The 19,430-nt window shown below is 43.1% G+C and carries 18 protein-coding genes, 1 pseudogene and 1 riboswitch; of the genes and pseudogenes, 10 read left to right on the forward strand and 9 right to left on the reverse strand.

Going from position 1 to position 19,430, the window contains the following annotated elements; genetic code table 11:
• Window positions 1-36 precede the first annotated feature (36 nt).
• Window positions 37-225: a hypothetical protein gene (locus tag V7K67_RS30075; RefSeq protein ID WP_334733610.1), complete on the reverse strand. Its 189-nt coding sequence runs from the start codon at window positions 223-225 to the stop codon at window positions 37-39.
• Window positions 226-324: 99 nt separating this feature from the next.
• Complete coding sequence (locus V7K67_RS30080; RefSeq protein ID WP_334733611.1) at window positions 325-1,461, reverse strand: cob(I)yrinic acid a,c-diamide adenosyltransferase; 1,137 nt, start codon at window positions 1,459-1,461, stop codon at window positions 325-327.
• Between the two features lie 237 nt (window positions 1,462-1,698).
• Between V7K67_RS30080 and fraC the strand changes: the two genes are divergently transcribed.
• The 3 genes from fraC to V7K67_RS30095 all read left to right on the forward strand — a co-directional run bounded on the left by fraC (window position 1,699) and on the right by V7K67_RS30095 (window position 4,231).
• Complete coding sequence (gene fraC, locus V7K67_RS30085; protein WP_335169654.1) at window positions 1,699-2,250, forward strand: filament integrity protein FraC; 552 nt, start codon at window positions 1,699-1,701, stop codon at window positions 2,248-2,250.
• Window positions 2,251-2,314: 64 nt separating this feature from the next.
• Window positions 2,315-3,337, forward strand: coding sequence for a septal junction protein FraD (gene fraD / locus V7K67_RS30090; RefSeq protein ID WP_334707524.1), 1,023 nt, complete (start codon window positions 2,315-2,317; stop codon window positions 3,335-3,337).
• A gap of 114 nt (window positions 3,338-3,451) precedes the next feature.
• Complete coding sequence (locus tag V7K67_RS30095) at window positions 3,452-4,231, forward strand: ABC transporter permease (protein ID WP_334707525.1); 780 nt, start codon at window positions 3,452-3,454, stop codon at window positions 4,229-4,231.
• Window positions 4,232-4,387: 156 nt separating this feature from the next.
• Here V7K67_RS30095 and V7K67_RS30100 read toward each other — a convergent pair whose 3' ends face one another.
• The 4 genes from V7K67_RS30100 to V7K67_RS30115 form a co-directional block, all read right to left on the reverse strand.
• Complete coding sequence (locus tag V7K67_RS30100) at window positions 4,388-5,047, reverse strand: pentapeptide repeat-containing protein (protein ID WP_334707527.1); 660 nt, start codon at window positions 5,045-5,047, stop codon at window positions 4,388-4,390.
• Window positions 5,048-5,692: 645 nt separating this feature from the next.
• On the reverse strand, window positions 5,693-7,102 hold the full coding sequence (locus tag V7K67_RS30105; protein ID WP_335169657.1) for a serine hydrolase: 1,410 nt from the start codon (window positions 7,100-7,102) through the stop codon (window positions 5,693-5,695).
• Window positions 7,103-8,066: 964 nt separating this feature from the next.
• On the reverse strand, window positions 8,067-9,125 hold the full coding sequence (gene cobW / locus V7K67_RS30110) for a cobalamin biosynthesis protein CobW (protein WP_334707529.1): 1,059 nt from the start codon (window positions 9,123-9,125) through the stop codon (window positions 8,067-8,069).
• Between the two features lie 274 nt (window positions 9,126-9,399).
• Entirely contained in the window at window positions 9,400-10,401 is a 1,002-nt protein-coding gene (locus V7K67_RS30115; RefSeq protein WP_334707530.1) for a methyltransferase domain-containing protein, read from the reverse strand.
• A gap of 142 nt (window positions 10,402-10,543) precedes the next feature.
• Here V7K67_RS30115 and V7K67_RS30120 point away from each other — a divergent pair, with 142 nt between their 5' ends.
• The 3 genes from V7K67_RS30120 to trxB all read left to right on the forward strand — a co-directional run bounded on the left by V7K67_RS30120 (window position 10,544) and on the right by trxB (window position 13,235).
• Entirely contained in the window at window positions 10,544-10,672 is a 129-nt protein-coding gene (locus V7K67_RS30120; RefSeq protein WP_334733617.1) for a hypothetical protein, read from the forward strand.
• Between the two features lie 126 nt (window positions 10,673-10,798).
• Window positions 10,799-10,941: riboswitch (cobalamin riboswitch) on the reverse strand.
• 72 nt (window positions 10,942-11,013) lie between these two features.
• Window positions 11,014-11,655, forward strand: coding sequence for a PepSY-associated TM helix domain-containing protein (locus V7K67_RS30125; protein ID WP_335169671.1), 642 nt, complete (start codon window positions 11,014-11,016; stop codon window positions 11,653-11,655).
• A 209-nt stretch (window positions 11,656-11,864) separates the two neighbouring features.
• Window positions 11,865-13,235, forward strand: coding sequence for a thioredoxin-disulfide reductase (gene trxB / locus V7K67_RS30130; RefSeq protein WP_334734088.1), 1,371 nt, complete (start codon window positions 11,865-11,867; stop codon window positions 13,233-13,235).
• Between the two features lie 186 nt (window positions 13,236-13,421).
• Here trxB and V7K67_RS30135 read toward each other — a convergent pair.
• A pseudogene (locus V7K67_RS30135) lies at window positions 13,422-13,556 on the reverse strand (element excision factor XisI family protein); the annotation flags it as partial.
• 238 nt (window positions 13,557-13,794) lie between these two features.
• Between V7K67_RS30135 and V7K67_RS30140 the strand changes: the two are divergent.
• From V7K67_RS30140 to V7K67_RS30155, 4 genes are all read left to right on the forward strand, one after another.
• The gene (locus V7K67_RS30140) at window positions 13,795-14,691 is read left to right on the forward strand and encodes an ABC transporter permease (protein WP_179069241.1); all 897 of its coding nucleotides are present in this window, start codon (window positions 13,795-13,797) and stop codon (window positions 14,689-14,691) included.
• 80 nt (window positions 14,692-14,771) lie between these two features.
• Window positions 14,772-14,981 carry a hypothetical protein gene (locus tag V7K67_RS30145; protein WP_334707568.1) on the forward strand — a complete coding sequence of 70 codons (210 nt, stop codon included), beginning with the start codon at window positions 14,772-14,774 and terminating at the stop codon, window positions 14,979-14,981.
• A gap of 135 nt (window positions 14,982-15,116) precedes the next feature.
• A complete protein-coding gene (locus tag V7K67_RS30150) occupies window positions 15,117-16,013 on the forward strand; it encodes an ROK family protein (RefSeq protein WP_334734087.1) in 897 nt (298 codons plus the stop codon).
• 3 nt (window positions 16,014-16,016) lie between these two features.
• Window positions 16,017-16,658 (forward strand): type I restriction endonuclease subunit R, encoded by a 642-nt coding sequence (locus V7K67_RS30155; protein ID WP_334734086.1) that lies wholly within the window; start codon window positions 16,017-16,019, stop codon window positions 16,656-16,658.
• Between the two features lie 130 nt (window positions 16,659-16,788).
• On the opposite strand, the gene V7K67_RS30160 is transcribed toward V7K67_RS30155, so the two are convergent.
• Together V7K67_RS30160 and V7K67_RS30165 are read right to left on the reverse strand one after the other, a co-directional pair.
• Window positions 16,789-18,102, reverse strand: coding sequence for a TldD/PmbA family protein (locus V7K67_RS30160; RefSeq protein ID WP_334734085.1), 1,314 nt, complete (start codon window positions 18,100-18,102; stop codon window positions 16,789-16,791).
• A 346-nt stretch (window positions 18,103-18,448) separates the two neighbouring features.
• Window positions 18,449-19,309 (reverse strand): Tab2/Atab2 family RNA-binding protein, encoded by an 861-nt coding sequence (locus tag V7K67_RS30165; protein ID WP_334734084.1) that lies wholly within the window; start codon window positions 19,307-19,309, stop codon window positions 18,449-18,451.
• Between the last annotated feature and the right edge of the window lie 121 nt (window positions 19,310-19,430).

Here is a 19,430-nt window from a genome sequence, read left to right on the forward strand (position 1 = left end):
GCTCTCTTGTTCCGATTTCAAACTTTCCCCACTGTCTCATTCATCAAGAAAAATATTTTCTTGATCATGTAGCAAAATATGTGCAGCTTCATGGAAAAAATTAAACCAGAAGCGGTCATTGGTTTTACCGTAAAGCGAAAGTTCAATCAGTGCCTTATGTGGGTTTAACCACCGTGCAACACCACTCACGTGCGCTTTCTTGATTGATGGTACTAAAACAAGCACAACCCCTGCTTCCCAGCACAACTTTTACAACTTTATCATTTTGGTAAACAAATTTGTTATTTTCCCAGATAATCTAGCATATAAACTAATCAGCAACGCTTAAAAATCTACGCCTCGTTTAAGTTCTACACCTTGATTAGCATAGTGTTTGTGGCAATAAACCTCTGAGTGGATGCTAGCCAAGTCGAAGTACGCCGGTGGGTTTTGACATCGGCCAGTAATAATGATTTCGGTGTCGCGGGGCTTGCGAAGTAAAGCTTGAACAATGGGTTCAACGGGGAGTAGTTCTAAATCAACGGTGGGATTGAGTTCATCAAGGATAATAGTTTTATACAGACCAGAGGCGATCGCAACTTTCGCAATTTCCCAACCCCGTTCGGCTTCTACATAATCTAATTCTTGCCGGGAATTTCGCCAGACGATGGCATCTCCACCGCAGCGCTGATGATCCACCACTTCTGGATATGACTGCTGCAAAGCGGCGATCGCAGCATCTTCTGTGTAGCCACTACCACCTTTAAGCCACTGCATAATCAACACACGGGTAGACCCTGGATGATTAATTCCCCTACCAATGGCCTGCAAGGCTTTGCCCAAAGCACTAGTAGACTTACCTTTACCAGCACCAGTATAAATTTCAATCCCTTCAAGTAAGAGGGCTTTGGCTGTTGGATGGTGATGAGGTTTCATTTCTGAGTGCAAATCTGCAATATCAAGCAATTTTTGCGGTGCAGCGCGTCCAGTGGCGATGATTTCTAACTCTTGGGGTTTGGATTTTAATGTCCGTACCACTTCATCTACTGGTAGCAAACCTAAATCCAAAACGGGGTTAATTTCATCCAAGACGACAACTGAATATAGGCCGCTAGCGATCGCACCTTTGGCTACATCCCAACCCCGCGTCGCCTCATCTCGATCAAAGATGGTAATTTCATCATGCCCAAAAAATTCGGCTCTCCCGGTGCGAACCTGGTCAATTAAATGGGGAAATCCGCGTTGCAAAGCGGCGATCGCACCATCTTCGTCATAATCACGTTCTGGCCCTTTTAAAAACCGCAACAGTAAAACGCGGTTAGAGTTGCTAGGCGTGTTTATCCCCAAGCCAATGGAGCGCAAAACCACCCCTAAAGCCGCTTGGGACTTACCTTTACCCACGCCATCGTAGACGTGAATTTGACCAACGAGCCGTTCCTGACGCACTTGCGCCGTGCGAATACCAATACCGTTCCTTGTCATTTCTCGAAAAGCTATAACGTGGCAGTCTTTAATCTTACCTAACGTCTTGTCTTCTCAGGTAGAGAAACTGCCCCTCTAGGGTGTCTGTGCAATGGCTAAATTAATGTATTAAAAATATCAATAACTGAATACTGGCACACCAACATAGTAAAGGACAAGAACAATGAGATAATTTCCCCCATTACCCTCACTATCCCAGTTATACTCTCTACAGTTAACCCTTACCCTTGACGATTTATGCCTGAAAATTGGATGCCTCCCAGGATTTTTCCCATTGGTGGAATTTTGTTTGACCTTTTATTTGTACTGATTGCCATCCCCATCGAAGCTTATATTTTGCACTCTCGACTAAAATTTGACAAAAAAACTAGTATTTTTTATGCCATTTCTATTAATCTGTTTTCTAGTGTAATTGGTTGGTTCATATTTTTTGTATCTGAACCAATGTTACCGATACAGGTGAAATCAGAATTAATTAACTATATGCTTTTTAATAGTTTTAAATTGCCAAGTACCCAAACTTTAATTATATTAACTGCCTGTATAATTTTCTTTGCTACCTTTTTGATGAAATTTTTCATTTTGAGAGTTTTGCTATTTTCATTACATGAACCAATTGGTAAAAAAGAAGTTAATAAAGAAGAAGAACCTCCAATATCTCAGAGACAGCAAAGGCTTCGTCTGAGCAGCGTTAACTTTCAAAATACTAATTTAGTTACGACTATATTAATAGCGAATTCTCTGAGCTATACTGCGATAACTATTATTTTATTATTTCGCTCAAAATAACAAGAAGTTACTTGTTTAATTCCGAGAAAGATTAGTGATTGAATAATCAGGTGTAGGGAATAAAATGAATACGCTACTTAACCTTATAGATGCATTTGGAATTTTTAAATTTTTGCAAGGGCTTTATGCGGGAGTCCGGAAAGTATTAGCCCCACCCAAAGCTTATTCGTGGCAGACATTTATTTATATGAGTGTTTTTTCTTGGGGACTCTCATATTTTGCTACAGGTTATATTAAAGATATCATTGCCTTTTTTGGTTGGTTATTTTTAATTGCTGGCACAGCTTGGTATACAACTGAAGATCCTTTAAGGGTTCCTGGTACTTTTATGCCAGTTGGTGCAGTAATCACTGGATTCTTAGTGAGTGTTTTTGCCTTTGGAAATCAACAGGATGTAATTACGTCAAAAACAATTGTTTTTTGGCCGACACTTTCAGCACTAATTACGGCAATACCAGAATTTATTGAAGGAAATGACACCGACGCAAAAGCTAGAATTCCTAAACCACAAGACCGCCAAAGAATCATAATTTTAGTTGCTAGTAGTATGCTGCTAAGTTGCTGGATTCAGTTTTATTTTGTGATGGATAATTGGTTACAACAATATCCTAGTTTGCAGGCAGATACTTTTAAACGTAGTACCTTTGTTGTCAGAACAGAAGAACCAGTCAAAATCCCACAAAACGGCGCTATAATTCTGGAGAAACTTCAACCAATAGTAGAAGAAGAAATAGCCGAAAAACCTTGGTCGGAAGTAGAGAAATGGCTGATCCCTAAGAAAGATCGGGAACATCGGGTAGTAACTCTGGGTAGGGAAGTAATTCAAAAAAATCTCGGTAAATATCAAGAAAAGGAACTATGGCGTGTTGAACCGCGTGTAGATAATAATAAGTCTGGATATATATTAGATTTACTAAGTATTTGGATAGGCCCGAGTTCTAACCCACGGGGCTATTACTTGAAAAAATCTTGTCGGATTAAACAACTTCCAGCAACCAGCACTTCAGGCAATAAGATTACAGTTGCAGACATTGAATGCGATCCTGGCAGTAAATTGATTCCTGGTTCACCGCTTCCACAGCAGTGAGGAGTGGGGCAGAGGAGCAGGGGGCAGGGAGCAAGGGGGAGAATAGAATTACCTCTTTCCCCTCCGCTACCTCTTCCCAATAACAAATAACAAATGACAAATGACAAATAACAAATGACTATTAACAGAATTTTTGTATTGGCAAAGAATGTTTTTCAGGAAGTGGTACGCGATCGCATCCTATATATTATTGGCTTTTATGCGCTAATACTCGCCATTGCCTTCCGTACCCTTCCTGAATTTGCAGCTACGACTGAAGACAAAATGTTTTTAGACTTTGGGATGGCAGCGATGAATGCCATCGGATTAATTATTACGATATTTATTGGTACGGGACTGGTTAATAAAGAAATTGAAAAGCGCACTATCTTGGTGTTGATTGCTAAACCTGTCAGTCGCAGCGAAATTATCGTTGGCAAATACTTGGGTTTATCCGCAGTACTAGCTGTAGTGATCGCTATAATGACAGTAATTTATCTGGTATTTCTGCAATTTGGTAATATTCCTCATCCAACAGCGAGTATTTTAATTGCTGCAATTTTCTTATTTTTGCAGTTGTCATTAATCACCGCCGTGGCTATTACCTTCGGTGTTTTTACTGCGTCTCTGCTAGCTACTATCTTAACCTTTGCGGTATATTTAATCGGCAATATTACTCAAGATTTAGTGCAACTTGGTCGTCTTAGCCGTAACCCTGGAATGGAACGTCTAACTCAAGGTTTATTTCTCATCTTGCCAGATCTATCTCGATTAGATTTAAAAAATCATGCCGTTTATGGTCTACAAGCACTACCTGATACAACTGCACTGATTCTGAATGCTGGCTATGGTTTACTTTATAGTGCTATGTTGTTAGCGATCGCTATTTTTATCTTTTCACAACGCGAATTTTAGGTATTGAGCATTGAAAATAAACAGAAAGTTCTTCCCTCCCGACCAATGACCAATAGACATCTCCAGAAACTAAATATGCGTTATCCAAAACCCTTGTAGAGACCTAGCAGTGCTACGTCTCTACATTCTTTTTCGGAGATGTCTAATGACCAATTACTAATGACAAATGACTATCTGAGGTTGCTCAATCGTGCCATCAGGCATAATAGTATCCCGGAACTTCGCATAAATCAGATTTGTCTTCCAGAGGTTTGCCTTACTCAAGTTTGCCTTGGTTAAATTAGCCCATGTCAAATCTGCACCAGTTAAATTAGCCTCAGTCAAATTAGCTTCTAGTAATTTTGCTCCTGCAAGATTTGCCCCTGTGAGATTTGCAAAACTTAAATTAGCTTCAATCAGCGATGCTTCAATTAATTTGGCTTCACTTAAGTCTGCTTCTCTCAAATCCACATCACACAAGGAAGCACCCCAAAGATTGCTACCTGTAAATTTCACGCGCCATAAAAAAGTTCCGCACAAATTTGCTCCTTTTAAATCAGCATTAGTCAAATTGGCTTCACACAAAGATGCTTCATACAAGTTAGCTTCACGTAAGTTAGCTTGCATCAAATTTGCGCCACTTAAATTAGCACGAGTCAGAACACAGCCACACAAATTTGCACCGCGCAAATCCGCTCCGATAAAGTTAATACCACTTAAATCAATTCCTTTTAGGTCAATTCCACTCAAGTCACATCCACTGAAATCTCGACGCTGAAAATATTTATTTGTGATTTGACTTAATATAAGTTCCTGCTGTTCAGCATAATTGTTCATGGTATTCACCTCTGGGTGTAATTTATCTCAAAGGTCGAGTGTGATAGTTACCGTATATTGAGAGTACACCCCAAATGAAGATTAGCTCAGTAAATAATCAAAAATAAATTGACGAAAAATCGCCAATCACCTGAAAATACGCTTTTTCAACAGTTTCTAAAACAAAAAATGCTGACATAAGTCAGGAAATATTCATACAACAAGAGTCACCAAAACAGTGCTGAGTGTTGTTAGTGGTAGCGGGGCGTTTAGCCCGTAACGAGTGCTGAGTGAAAAAGCAGAGGAGCAGAGGAGCAGAGGAGAAAAACCACGCCACTTGCGGGTGGGGCTTCAACCAAGGAAGCTAGGGAGCAAGGGAGCTATCGCGCCACTTGCGGGCGTTAGCGTAGCGGGACGAAGTACGGCTTTGAACCTTATCTTTTTCGTAAAAAAAGTAATCATCGCACGGGCTAAACGCTCCGAATTCAAAATTCAAAATGACGCTCTCTCAAATGCCGTAACCAGAGAGAGCAAGGTTTAACCCGAATTTCTCACGCTTTTGGGTGGGGAGGTGTGGGAGGTGTGGGAGGTGCTGCGTTGCACAAAGCGCTCGATATGAAGCGTTCCTCCTCATTCTCCCCACACTCCCCACACCCCCCACACCCCTCAATTTCTCGCTTGTGAGAAATCCAGGTCTAAGTATGTATATACCAGATGAGAAACTTGACGAACAAAATCCCTACCTCTGTTGTCATTGTAAGGTCTTCTCACAAAAATCCCCGCTAAGTAACGCTTGCCATTGGGCATCTCAATAATACCTGCATCCCCAATAACAAACCCAATATCCCCTGTCTTATGAGCAATCATTGCTCCCGAACCCAAACCAGCTGCCAGCAACTTTTTGTTATGGCAATGATTTAAAATGTCTATTGCCTGGGAGCGGCTCGCATCTGAAATTAACTTATGATACTGAATCAATGCTGACAATTTTACTAAATCGGCGGGACTTGTCGTATTAGTTCCCTTAAAATCTCCCAGTAAATTACGAATTACAGTATTTTTCAATCCCCAACTACCAAACCGTTGATTTAATTTTGCCTTACCACCCAAACGGTCAATAATCATGTTTGTGGCGGTATTATCGCTGATGCTAATCATTTTGTTTATGGTTTGCAGCACAGTCAACTTGGTTCCCACACGTTGATACTGCAAGTCTCCAGAGCCACTTGCAACCAAGTCTCGCCGCATTACCAGAGTGTCATTTAGTTTGACTGTGCCAGCGTCTATTTTCTCAAATAAAGCAATCAGAATTGGAAACTTAATTGTACTCGCGGCGGGAAATACTTTGTTGCCACTAATATCCAAATAGTTACCTGTCTCTAAATCCACAAAAAACATACCTGGCTTGAGAAAACTGTAACGAGCCATCAAGGCATTAATTTGAGATTTTAGTTGTAGTATTTCCTCACCTAAAGGAACTACCCCAGCAAACATAGAAGCATTGATTGGTTTAGTGAGTATATCTGGTGGACTCAGTTTATTAATAGTTGCAATATTTTCTAAAGGCGCTTTACTTTGGAATAAGAGAACTTGGCGTTTTTGCTGGAGATTAGGAGTAATGGAAATTGGTGTTTGGGAGGATTGTTCCCCAGCCCCTATTCCCCATTCCATAATTCCCGTCGCAGGCATTTTTTCAATTGATGATAGTTTTACGACCCAATGAAAGTTAGAACCTCTTCTGACTATTACACTTTGCGGAGAGACATTATAACCAGGTGCTAATTCAATTACGAGTCGGGTTGTCTGGGGGTCAAGCTGTGCTACCCGAATTTCTCGAATTGCCCAAGCATAGTTTTGTTTGGTTGTAGGGTAGTCCAAAGTAGTTCCCGATAAGTCAATGACAAGCCTTTTGGGGTTATCAATTAAAAAAACTCTCGGTTGAATACCTGAGTCAGTAGTTAGGTCAAGCTGATTATGATTGGGGTCAAAGTGCCAAGATTCTAATCGAGTTGCTCTTGCAGGAGAGGATAGGAGCAAAATACTTATTAAGCTCAATAAGAACCAGCGTAATTTCATACAGTATTGTGAGGATAATATTGAATTTACTTAGAGAGATTTTTCGGGAAGTAAATCAAATCAGAACTGATTGAGAATCATAAGCAAGAAAATATAAAATGTCAAGGATTTTAGATAGTAAATGAAAGCTGATACAGTGAATATAGATTCGGCTTTATGAAAGTCGGTATAATTAAATTCACACCCGTTAAAAAAACAGGTGGACAAAGCTTTCCCAAATTACTCTAGAAGCACCCATTAGCTTGGGATTTTACTATTGAGTATTAGTTTATTGAGAATCATTCTGTGTCTTTTTATCTGTACAGGGTGTGATTTTCTCTGCTGGTGAAAAATACTCACCTTTTTTATTTTGGATGAGTCTCATTGTGTTTTTGCTCCTATTGAGAGGGTGTGCTGAGGTTGGAATTCTGCCCATTCTTTGCATACAGCTTGGTAACATTGGAGTGGTGTAATTGGTAATTTAGTTAAATAGAAAAACTTAAATGCCCAACGACCGAGTGAGTATAATGGTGGGAGTGCGTTCGGCGTTTCGCCGTAGCGCTTCGCTATCGCCACAACATCAGCAATGAGCTGCACCTTGAGCCAAATCGTCAACAGCAATATATTGACTGCTTTCGCTGAACAGAACTAAAAAGTAAGTTTTAGGGTATTAGGCTTGGTTTAAATTCTGACCAACGCTTGCAAACTTGTTCGTAGCAATCAGGTGGAGTAATTTTTAGTTTGTGTAAAAAATTAACCTCAATCTGAGGAGAAGCTTTCAGCACCAGAAGAATATCTTGATGGAGATTGTATGTTGCGACTGCTGGGAAAATTGATGAGATCATGGATGAGTTAAGTAATTGCGAGATTGCTCCGCAACGCTGACGCGAACGCAAGTAAAACCCAATCAGATCAGAGGGGAGAAATTGAAGGATGAAGGGAACTGTATCAAGACTTGTAATAGCCAAAATTTCCTTGCCAAACACTATTGGATGGTTGCATTGACTTCCTCCCCCAACACCAATGATTCAATGCGAACCTGCTCAAGTTCTCGTCCAATCAATACTAATCGCGTTTGACGGGGTTCCTGGGGTTGCCAAAGACGATCATAAAAGTAGTCAAATCGATTACCAACACCCTGTAATACCAGACGCATGGCTTTGTTCGGAACTGCCACAAATCCCTTAATTCGATAAATTTCTTGCTGTTGCACCAATGTTTGCAAGCGTTTAACCAAGACAGACGGCTCAAATGGCTGGTCTAGCAGTAGTTGCACTGCATTAATTCCTTCATCATGTTCGTGTTCAGCTTCGGTGTCGTGGTGACTGGGACGACTATCCAAGTTGTCTTCTACCGCAGCGTTGAAACCGAGTAACAAATCACCACTGATTTTACCGTCCTGACAAGGAATGACTTTTACACCAGGGGATAAGTTCTGTTTCAGCCATTCCTGCACCCTAACTTGCGTTTGTTCGTCAACGCGATCGCTCTTAGTAAGTAATACTAGGTCAGCACAAGCAAGTTGATCTTCAAACAGCTCCTCAATGGGTGTTTCGTGTTCTAGACTAGAGTCGGCTTGTCTCTGTGCTAAGAGGGCTGCTAAATCGCCTACATATTGATTAGTTGCCAACGCTTCACAGTCCACCACAGTAATTACGCTGTCTACTGTAGCGCCTGTGCGAATCTCCGGCCAGCGAAATGCTTGCACCAATGGTTTTGGCAGTGCTAGTCCAGAGGTTTCAATCAACATACAATCAAGGCTCGCGCGTCGCTTCAGTAATTCTTGCATAGCTGGTAAGAATTCCTCTTGCACCGTACAGCACAGACAACCGTTGGTGAGTTCAACAATGTTACTGTTGGAGTCTTCTTCATCGTCACAAACTCGACAGTCACGCAAAAGTTCCCCATCAATTCCGATTTCCCCAAATTCATTTACCAAAACAGCAATGCGTCGTCCCTCATTGTTTTGCAGTAAATGGCGAATTAACGTCGTTTTGCCTGCACCTAGAAATCCTGTAATTACTGTGACGGGAATTTTTTGCATATTAAAGTATGTTGTTTGTTAATTAATCTTGCAATCACAAGAAAGAAGTTTTAACCGCAGATATCATGCAATGTTGCCAGCGTTAAAATCCAAATATTCATAACTAGCTGCGATCGCCCAAAACAAAACTTAAATTCGTTCCTAAGTACAGGATTTCACAACTTCGTAGCGAATCCTCTGCGTACCTCTGGGCTTTCCTCAGCGTCCCTCTGCGTTTAAATTTCAATCCTCAATTCGCGCAAAGCAGTACTTAGTTAAAGTTATGTCAGATTAGCTACCTAACCAAGCTTGAGGGATTTTGGTTGGCAAAGTTTCTGTCCATCAATTCTGTACTCCCGTTCCCCCGCACAGCCCGGAACATTCCAAATCGACACAACCCTGCACCAAACGCCAAACGCATCAGCAAAAGTGTCGGTACCTCGCGCACAGACTTGATGAAACCAGACAGCCCAAAACGCACTAATCCCTCTGGTCGAGCCACTCCTTGCCAAATCGAATCGAACCAAGAAGGAAGGGTTTCTTGCGTCCAGTCTGCCGTAATTACCTCCCCCTCAACTAAGGAAGTCTCTACTAAAAGCTCAGAAAAGCCCTCAATGCTGGAAAAAGCTGGATGAGACCACTGATCGAGGAGTTGCCGCATTACTGGTTTCTCCCAAAAATTTAGGGGCTTTTGGCGGTCATCCCTTTGATTCCAGTCAGCTACAACCAAGACTCCACCAGGCTTTAGCACCCGCATTAGTTCTCTAGCAAAAACGGTTTTATCTGGCATGTGGGGGCCTGCTTCAACCGACCAAACCACATCAAAACTGGCATCTGGAAACGACAATGCCATCGCATCATCGACCGCAAACTGGACGTTTAGCCCAAGAGGTGTTAACTCCTGGGCGCGTTTCACCTGCTGTGGACTGATGGTAATCCCTGTGACAGCAAACCCATAATCTCGCGCTAAAATCCGACTGCTGCCGCCAATACCACAGCCAACATCTAAGACGGTAGTACCAGCAGGTAATTTTTCTATCCCACCCCATTTAACCATTTCATGTACAAAATCAGATTTAGCAGCCAAAAAATCCTTGCTTCGTGGCGGCGAACCGTAATGACCAAGGTGAATGTGTTCCCCCCAATAAAACTCTACGATGCCGTCCAGTGTCCATTGATCGTAGGAATTGGCGACTGTGGATGAGGATTGATACTTGCGGGCAGTCAGGAAATAAGCCGCAATTCCAATTACTAAAAGCAGAAGAAAACCAATTATAGAATATAATAAAGTTGACATTTTTTTAAATGCTCCTGTACGCCTATTTGAGTCGATCTAACGGTTTACTCATTGCTGCTCGTCCCGAATCAGACCAGCGATGTCGTAACCGCCCGACGGAGGCGATTGCAATATCAATATACACGCCATTGACTACCTGTTTTTGAACAACTTCCACCTGTTAGGTAATACAGCATTTCGTTGTTGCTGTGACTATTTGCAAGCGATACTCTCATCTGGAGTAGTAATTGCGATCGCTGCATCTAAAGACACAACTTATACCGGAAATTAATTGCTTACCCTCTCATAGAAAGTCGTAATCTGTAGCATCATGATATGTGGGGCTATGAGAACGTAAAGCTGAGTAGTTGTAGAAATCTTCATAAGAATACCTATCTGTGCCTCGCAGATGTACAAAATTTACAAGTTCACTTCGGCGGGCATTCTGACTCACAAGGCAAGCCTTGATTACAGCTGCGGGACAGTGCCGGATTTACACCGGACTTTCCCCGTTTCCTCTAGCGGCTGTTCCCCACTAGAACCGAGACTCATCTGAATACTAACACAACTGCGATCTGCTTGCATAAAAATCAGCAATAACTAGCAGCCAAATTCAAATCGTGCAACGCCGCAATATTAGTCACAGGTTTAGTTCTCTGGCCTGGTTGGCGTAAGCTAATTGTCGGCTTCAAAATTAAGCTCGATGCTCATCCTCAAAGGGCGAACTTTGACATTCACAAAGTGGCTGGCATTATCACTGTAGTTTTTTTATTCTTTACTGGTTTTACAGGCTTTTGCTGGAACTTCAACGATTTGACTGAGCCGATCATTTACGCTGTCACATTCACCTCAAAACCATCCGAGCCAGTATCCAAGCCAATTCCTAGTAAATCAACCTTAGGATTGACAGAACAACTGAAAATTGCTGATGCTGCCTTACCTGGTGCTGTTACCAAAAGCATTTATTTTCCCAGTAAACCAGAAGATGCTCTACGAATTCGCATGAAGTTACCGCAGGAAAATGAAGAGTATGGGAATAGTAATGTTTATCTCGACCATTACAGTGGTGAGGTTTTGCGAGTTGATAATGCTTTAAAGATGCCATTGGGCAATCGCCTCCTCAACTCTTTTGTACCCCTGCACTACGGTACTTTTGGTGGCTTACCCACCCGTATTCTCTACGTCTTTGTAGGACTTGCACCGCTAATCTTGTTTATCTCCGGCTTTGTAATGTGGCGGTATCGCAAAAGACCTACGACTAATTTACCCACATAAACGTTCGCCCAGAGGTTCGGGAGCGCATTCAAACTCTTAATTAGAATCACTCACTTGGAATTCATAGAGTGTGCGTAAGTCCTAGTACAGAATAGTATACAAAATATCTGGCAAATGCTCGCTTGAAGGCGATCGCTTACCATCTGACGTAGCCAATCGTGAATTATTATGCTATATTAAGCGTAGTCGTTATGAGTTCGTATATTTTCATGACTAACCCAACTGTAGAAAACTTGGTAATTATCGGTTCTGGGCCAGCAGGCTACACAGCCGCCATCTATGCCGGACGCGCTAACCTGAAACCCGTGGTATTTGAAGGTTTCCAAGCCGGGGGATTACCTGGTGGGCAACTAATGACAACGACGGAAGTTGAGAACTTTCCAGGATTTCCCCAAGGGATTACCGGGCCGGAATTGATGGATCAGATGAAGGCACAGGCGGAGCGCTGGGGGGCTGAACTATATACTGAAGATGTTATATCAGTTGACTTGAGTCAGCATCCCTTTACAGTGCGATCGCAAGAAAGGGAAATAAAAACCAACAGCATCGTCATTGCTACTGGTGCAACAGCAAAGCGTTTGGGTTTACCCAGCGAACATGAATTTTGGAGTCGGGGTATTTCCGCTTGTGCAATTTGCGATGGTGCAACACCAATTTTTCACGGTGCAGAATTAGCTGTAATTGGTGCTGGCGACTCGGCGGCGGAAGAGTCAATTTACCTCACCAAATACGGTTCTAAGGTAAATATGTTAGTACGCACCGATAAAATGCGAGCTTCTAAAGCCATGCAAGACAGGGTTTTGAGCAACCCGAAAATCCAGGTGCATTGGAATACAGAAGCCGTGGATATCTTCGGTAGCGATCGCATGGAAGGGGTGAAAATCCGCAATACTAAAACTGGTGAAGAGAGTCAACTGCACGCTAAGGGTTTATTCTACGCCGTTGGTCACAGTCCCAATACCTCTTTATTTAAAGGGCAATTAGAACTAGATGAGGTAGGTTACGTTGTCACCAAGCACGGTACTGTGGAAACCAGTGTAGAAGGCGTTTTTGCTGCTGGCGACGTACAAGATCATGAGTTTCGGCAAGCAATTACGGCTGCGGGTACTGGTTGTATGGCGGCGATGTTAGCAGAACGCTGGTTGTCATCCAGTGGTTTGATTCAAGAATTCCATCAACAGCCAGAAACGGCGGTTAATGAATTAGAACATCAGCCAGCCAAAAAGACTGAAGCCGAGGAAGAAGCGGGATTTAACTTAGATGGGACACGCCATGAGGGAGGTTATGCTTTACGGAAATTGTTCCATGAAAGCGATCGCTTACTCCTTGTTAAATACGTCTCTCCTGGTTGCGGCCCTTGTCATACCCTGAAGCCAATTTTAAATAAAGTGGTGGATGAATTTGACAGCAAAATTCACTTTGTCGAAATTGACATCGACAAAGACCGAGATATTGCTGAAAATGCTGGTGTGACAGGAACGCCAACGGTTCAATTGTTCAAAAACAAGGAACTGGTGAAGGAAGTCAAAGGCGTGAAGCAAAAGAGCGAATACCGCCAGTTGATTGAAAGTAATCTTTAGGGAATGGGGAATGGGGCATGGGGCATGGGGATGAGGGATAAATAACCAATGCCTTCAGGAGTGCTGTTAGCGGTAGCGGGGCGTTTAGGCCGTGCTGAGTAGGGAATCTAATTTCTTTACTCAGCACTCGGGACTCGGGACTCGGAACTGTTTTGCCCAATGCCCAAGACTGTTAGCTTTAATAAGTTAGGCAATAGCATATCCTGTGTGTTGCCTAACATTTGGCGGGTGAAATCCCAAGACAATTTTATCTTTAGGAATTCCGGCTGCTATTAATTCGTAGGTTACACCATCTTCTGTGTCATCCCGTGGCAAAAATAAGGCTTGAAGAAGAATTCAGAAGTCAGAATGGGCTAGGCCCGCTGCGCTATCCGCTTTTTCGGTCAAAATTCATTCTGACTTCTGACTACTGAATTCTGTTCGATAATTTCACCTCTAACTCAGTCAAGCTCTGTATTTATCGTAAATTAGTCGGACTTTCATTGAGGATGTTTACGCAATCCCCGAGCTAATATGTAAAATGGTCAGCGTATCAAGCTTTGCTCCAAGAGATCGCTTTATGGCCATTACAAAACGGCGACTACCGACATTTTTAGAGTTTGGCAAAAGTCCCAATCTTTCCCAAAAACTCATGCTCATCGGGTTAGCCATTACCCTATTTTTCATCTTCCTGGCATTCTTCGCTCCCGTATTGCAGGCTTGGGGATGGCTGCAAAACCCGAAAGATTTTCTCTCTAATCCAATTCACGAGCCACCCTCAGCAAAACATTGGTTTGGTACTAGTCGCCTGGGTTATGATGTGTTCTCCCGGACATTATTCGGCGCTCAAGCTGCTTTGCAAGTGGTAATTTTGGCAACGGCGCTGAGTATGATTATCGGTGTGCCTTTGGGGATGCTGAGTGGGTATCTTGGCGGGAAATTGGATAAAGTGTTGCTGTTTATTATGGATAGCATCTACACTCTACCAGGGTTACTGCTGTCTGTGACGCTGGCATTTGTGGTAGGGCGTGGGATATTAAATGCAGCGATCGCGATTAGCATTGCCTACATTCCCCAATATTACCGCGTTGTTCGCAACCACACCGTCAGCGTGAAAACGGAAGTGTTCATCGAAGCTGCTCAAGCAATGGGCGCTTCTACTTGGGTTGTGCTTTCTCGTTATCTGTTTTTCAACGTCATTCAAAGCGTACCCGTTCTATTTACACTCAACGCCGCTGATGCGATTTTGGTGTTGGGCGGTTTGGGCTTTTTGGGGCTAGGACTTCCTGAAGAAGTGGCAGAATGGGGACATGATTTAAAACAAGCCCTAGAAGCTCTACCTACTGGCATTTGGTGGACTACGCTTTTCCCTGGTTTAACGATGACATTTATGGTGGTAGGGTTATCACTACTTGGTGAAGGGTTAAATGAATTTGTCAATCCCCGATTACGAAGAGAAAATAGAATCCGAAAGTAGTCATTGGTCATTAGTCATTAGCAAAAGACGGAGGACAAATGACAAAGGACAAAGGACAAATAAACAATAGAGAGATTTGTATGAAAGATAATTTAACGTTAATTGCTGCCGCTACTGGCGGGTTTATCCTTTCTGTTGCCCTTGCTGGTATTTTACGAGGTGCGCCAATTACAGCTTGGCAGGAGCAATCGAATTTTCGTATCATGACTGTTGCTGATTTACAGAGAGCAGAGTTGAAAGCCCCACGTCTTAATATCGGTGATGAAAACGACTCGCATTCAATAAAATAGAAAAATTAGAATTTTTTCGCGCCAAGATGCTAAGTATAGATTTGCGGAAAATAATGGCGAATTGAGGGGTGAAATTTAAACGCAGAGGAGCGCAGAGGGTACGCAAAGGTTTATGGCTTGGTGTGAGGTTTTAAAGTGGTGAGTTCTCAAGTAATTGGCATTGATGTGGGAGGAACAGCAATTAAGCTGGGGCGTTTTGCAGTTGATGGTGCTTGTCTGGAATCTTTGACTGTGGTATCTCCCCAGCCGACAACGCCGGAGGCGGTGCTGACGGTGATGGTAGATGCGATCGCACAAATTGATCCAGATAATCAAGCTGTTGCGATTGGTGTTGGTACTCCTGGCCCATCCGATGCCGCAGGACGCATTGCTAAAATCGCCATTAACTTACCTGGATGGATCGATGTACCTTTAGCAGACTGGTTAGAAGCTAAAACTGGCAAGCCAACTGCGATCGCTAACGATGCTAATTGCGCTCTTTTAGGAGAAGCTTGGCTGGGAGCCGGTCGCCACTTTCAAAATCTGATTCTGCTAACTTTAGGTACTGGGGTTGGTGGCGCAATTATCCTCGATGGCAAACTATTTATTGGACATCAAGGAGCCGCCGGAGAATTGGGTTTAATTTCATTAAATCCTGATGGCCCAATTTGTAATAGTGGCAATCGAGGCTCTTTGGAACAATATGCCTGTGCGACTGCAATTCGCCGCCGCACTCTCAAAGAACCCATCGAATTGGGTTTTCTTGCCCAACAAGGAGATGCCATAGCATTGACTTTTTGGCAAGAGTATGGTAAATACTTGGGAATTGGTCTGACGAGTTTGATTTATGTACTCACACCGCAAGCGATCGTGATTGGTGGTGGTATCAGTGGCAGCTTTGAGTTTTTCTTACCAGGTGTGAAGGCAGAAATTGAGAAGCGAGTGCAGCCTTTATCACGAGTGGATTTACAAATATTGCCAGCGGAGTTAGGCAATTTTGCGGGGATGGTAGGTGCAGCAAAGTTGGCATGGCAACGCTATTCGGAATGTTAGATTATGGTTCAAACAATCCCAGCTAGAGATATAAGTCTTTATGAATTAGAAGAAAAATTTGGTTTGCAACTTGCTACAGACATTAACCTCTTTCCAGAATGGACAGAAAATTTACCAACTCTGACTGATGGTGAACAGCAAGCAATCGCACGAGTCAAAAGCAACTATTTAAACTTGAATAAGCACCGTCTGATGTCAGAAGAGGCGGTAAAGATGGTAGTGCGATCTCCTTTACTCGATTTAGCTGGGTTTTATCAACCTCCTTTTGAGATTGAAACCGAGACTTCTGTGGAGATTTCTGCCGAAGACGAAAGCTTTCTCGTTAAAGGAAACATTGATGTTCTTGTCATCCAAAAACGTTTTTGGGTACTTGTCATCGAATCTAAAAGCAGTAAATTTGATGTGATGACAGCCCTACCTCAAGCACTCGCTTATATGCTTGATCGTCCAAATCCTGCACAACCGATTTTTGGTTTACTAATCAACGGGAGAGAATTTGTTTTTGTCAAATTGATTCAACAAGAACATCCTTGGTATGCCCGATCTGATGCGCTATCAATTGAACGTGATTCAGAACTACACCAAGTACTCACTATATTGAAGCGCCTTGGAGAATTAATTGTGCTTTTACCCACTGAGAACTAGTGGTGTTAGCGAAGCGATCGCAAGTTAGATCAACAAAAAAGTGATGGATCTAAATCCCCCACTGGTGTAGCGGTAGCAAGTCAGCGTACTCCTACCAAGAAGCAAGAGTGTCTTGATTCTGAATTCTTCTTCAATTGCTTCTCCCCGTGGTGGATAGCCCTTCTACAATCAGAGATGGAGTGTAACAAGAACCATTCCAATCACCATCATTGCCCAGTGTCACCAATTGCTTCAGGGCTGTGTAGACATTACCTGCAACCATCGTATCTTTCACGCGCCCAATTACCTGACCATTTTGGACGCGGTAGCCTAAATCAACGTTGATCGAAAAATCTCCAGAAATACTGCCGCCACCACCCAGCATTTGATCCACAATTAAGCCATCATCTAGTTGTTTAATCAAATCTGGTAGTGATGCCGAACCTGGCTGGATGAGAAAATTAAATAAACCAGGGGTGGGATAGCTGCCTAAACCAGGGCGAAAACCATTTCCGGTGGTGTCAGTACCGAGTTGGCGTCCGGTGGTGCGATCGCCATAGAAATGCTGTAAAATCCCATTTTGGATAAATACTAAAGATTGAGTCGGAGTACCTTCATCATCGAAAGGGCAACTGTAAGGGCCAGCTTCCGGATCTTGGTAGAGGGTGAGGCTGGGTGCAACTACTGCCTTACCCCGATGTTCTGCCCAAGGGGAAGCTACTTCTAAGACTCGCTTGCCATTCAACGCTGCTTGCACAGTACCCCAAAGCATATCGGCAGCTTTAGAAGTGAACAAAACCGGGATGCGACCAGTCGGAGGTGAGATATTTTCTCTAGCCCAAATTAACCGTTGTAAAATTTGGTTAGCTAATCTCTTCGGGTCGAGTTCTCCCCGCTGAGTTTGTCCATCGGCAACATTCAAAAAATCATCACCACGCACCCATTCAGCGGATACATAGCAACTGAGGGTAGTGTCGGTATAGTGACAATCTAAACCTTTAGTATTGACTAATCTAGTGGTTTCAATATCACATTCCCAGTCACCATTGCACACAATATCGGGATAGGAATCACGGATGAGTGCGATCGCTTCTTTGCCCCAATCTACCAAAACCTCTATGGGCACACTTTCCCCTAAATCTGGGTAGGAGGGCTGAAAGTTAGAGCCTAATTCTACTGGTTCCGGTTGATTAAGTTGACTTAGTGCCAGAGCTTTTTCCACCATAACTTCGGCCGTGACAAAACCGTAAGCTACCGTGAGTCCCGGACGCCCGTTTTGCCAAAGCCGTAGTGCTGTACCTTCAGATTGGTTGGTTTCTAGCTGTTTGAGTCGGTTTGCCTCAAAAAACACTGGACGAGAAAGCGATCGCGACTGATACACCTCAGCTGCTTCTGCTCCAGATTTTATAGCTAGTTCCAGCAGCTGTTCTGCTAGTGTATCTTGTGACAAATTTTCAGAACCCATGACCCTTAGTGAATTGTGGATTTTGAACCGCATATCAACGCTGTCCAAGAAAGTCTGAATCGCCAAAAGCCGACGATTAGACTTTCCGCTGATAAACGCAGATAACCATCCAAAAATCATCAGCATGTTTCAGCAGTTGCGTTGAAACCACAGATCAACACTGATGGACGCAGTTAATTATCCCAAATCATTGCCATGTCTCAACGTTTCTAGTCATTAGTCATTAGTCATTGGGCATGGGGTATGGGGCATGGGGCATGGGGATTGGGGATTGGGGACTGGGGAGACAAGGAGAATAACCATGACCAATGACCAATGACCAATGCCCAATGCCCAATCCCCATTTTCAAAGATTAACCTCTTGCAACAGCCAAAAACCAGCAAAAGATTGGGCTTTGGGATCAGACTGTACACCGATAAAATGCACTCCGTTAGCTTTTTGCTTGGCTTCTTCAAAACCTTTGGCTTCTGCTAAAATCTGAGGTTTTTTGATATTTGCTACAATCCAGCTTTCAGTGACACCAGTTTCTAACAGCAATCTCGCCTCTTCACTGGTATCAAATCTTATGAAAGCCAATTCCAAACCAGACATCCAACCTGCTAAGGGCAAGGCTCTTGGTGAGAAAATTAAAATACCAGGAATACGAGCTTCGGGTGACACTTGCACCAACTCTAAAGGAAAAGCTTCACCAAAGCCAATTTCCCACTCTGGCATTTCTGCCAAATCCGCAGCATCTAAGGTGACAAATACCCACTGCTGTCCTTCCAAAGCATCTGGTAAACGTTGCGGCAAAGGTTTCTCCAGGCGGACTGAGGGATTAGTCCCCCCTTGATACCCTGGTTCTTGGGGATAGACTTCCTTCATCCGGTGTTCTAACCATTGGTTGAGAACTAAGGTTCGGCGGCTAGGCTGGGCGGGAATGCCCAAATCTTGGCAGGCTTTAGTAATCATATTGTTCATTTGGCGGCGGAAAAAGCGGATTTTAATTGGTGCTTTTCCAGCTTGGTTAATAGCCTCCTGCAATGCTGTCCGTAACCAGCCCGAATTTACCTGGGTACTGGGACAATATTGAGCATAACGAAACAAAGAATCAGCTTTTGCGCCGATATCCAAGGGGCTTTCGCAGACTAAGACTTCCCAAACTTTTTTTTGGTTAGCGTCCAAAATCGGACGAGAGTAAAAATCGATTTCCCAAATACTGCCCATGTTTTGCGGTAAAAATCTGGCTGTTATGTTTTCCTGATATGTTGATCATACGAGTCTTGGGGCAGCATTTGGCATCGGGAATTGGGAATTGGGAGTGGGGAGTGGGGGATGAATGGAGTTC

Origin of the sequence: Nostoc sp. (genome assembly GCF_036917155.1) — a bacterium.
In the GTDB taxonomy this organism is placed as follows: domain Bacteria; phylum Cyanobacteriota; class Cyanobacteriia; order Cyanobacteriales; family Nostocaceae; genus Nostoc.

Excerpts from the sequence above, each read along its gene's own strand:
- V7K67_RS30165 (WP_334734084.1), bottom strand. The coding sequence starts at position 19,309 with ATGGGCAGTATTTGGGAAATCGATTTTTACTCTCGTCCGATTTTGGAC.
- V7K67_RS30145 (WP_334707568.1), top strand. The coding sequence starts at position 14,772 with ATGAAAGATAATTTAACGTTAATTGCTGCCGCTACTGGCGGGTTTATC.
- V7K67_RS30095 (WP_334707525.1), top strand. The coding sequence starts at position 3,452 with ATGACTATTAACAGAATTTTTGTATTGGCAAAGAATGTTTTTCAGGAA.
- trxB (WP_334734088.1), top strand. The coding sequence starts at position 11,865 with ATGACTAACCCAACTGTAGAAAACTTGGTAATTATCGGTTCTGGGCCA.
- fraD (WP_334707524.1), top strand. The coding sequence starts at position 2,315 with ATGAATACGCTACTTAACCTTATAGATGCATTTGGAATTTTTAAATTT.
- V7K67_RS30160 (WP_334734085.1), bottom strand. The coding sequence starts at position 18,102 with ATGGGTTCTGAAAATTTGTCACAAGATACACTAGCAGAACAGCTGCTG.
- fraC (WP_335169654.1), top strand. The coding sequence starts at position 1,699 with ATGCCTGAAAATTGGATGCCTCCCAGGATTTTTCCCATTGGTGGAATT.
- V7K67_RS30105 (WP_335169657.1), bottom strand. The coding sequence starts at position 7,102 with ATGAAATTACGCTGGTTCTTATTGAGCTTAATAAGTATTTTGCTCCTA.
- V7K67_RS30115 (WP_334707530.1), bottom strand. The coding sequence starts at position 10,401 with ATGTCAACTTTATTATATTCTATAATTGGTTTTCTTCTGCTTTTAGTA.
- V7K67_RS30140 (WP_179069241.1), top strand. The coding sequence starts at position 13,795 with ATGGCCATTACAAAACGGCGACTACCGACATTTTTAGAGTTTGGCAAA.
- V7K67_RS30155 (WP_334734086.1), top strand. The coding sequence starts at position 16,017 with ATGGTTCAAACAATCCCAGCTAGAGATATAAGTCTTTATGAATTAGAA.
- V7K67_RS30080 (WP_334733611.1), bottom strand. The coding sequence starts at position 1,461 with ATGACAAGGAACGGTATTGGTATTCGCACGGCGCAAGTGCGTCAGGAA.
- V7K67_RS30100 (WP_334707527.1), bottom strand. The coding sequence starts at position 5,047 with ATGAACAATTATGCTGAACAGCAGGAACTTATATTAAGTCAAATCACA.
- cobW (WP_334707529.1), bottom strand. The coding sequence starts at position 9,125 with ATGCAAAAAATTCCCGTCACAGTAATTACAGGATTTCTAGGTGCAGGC.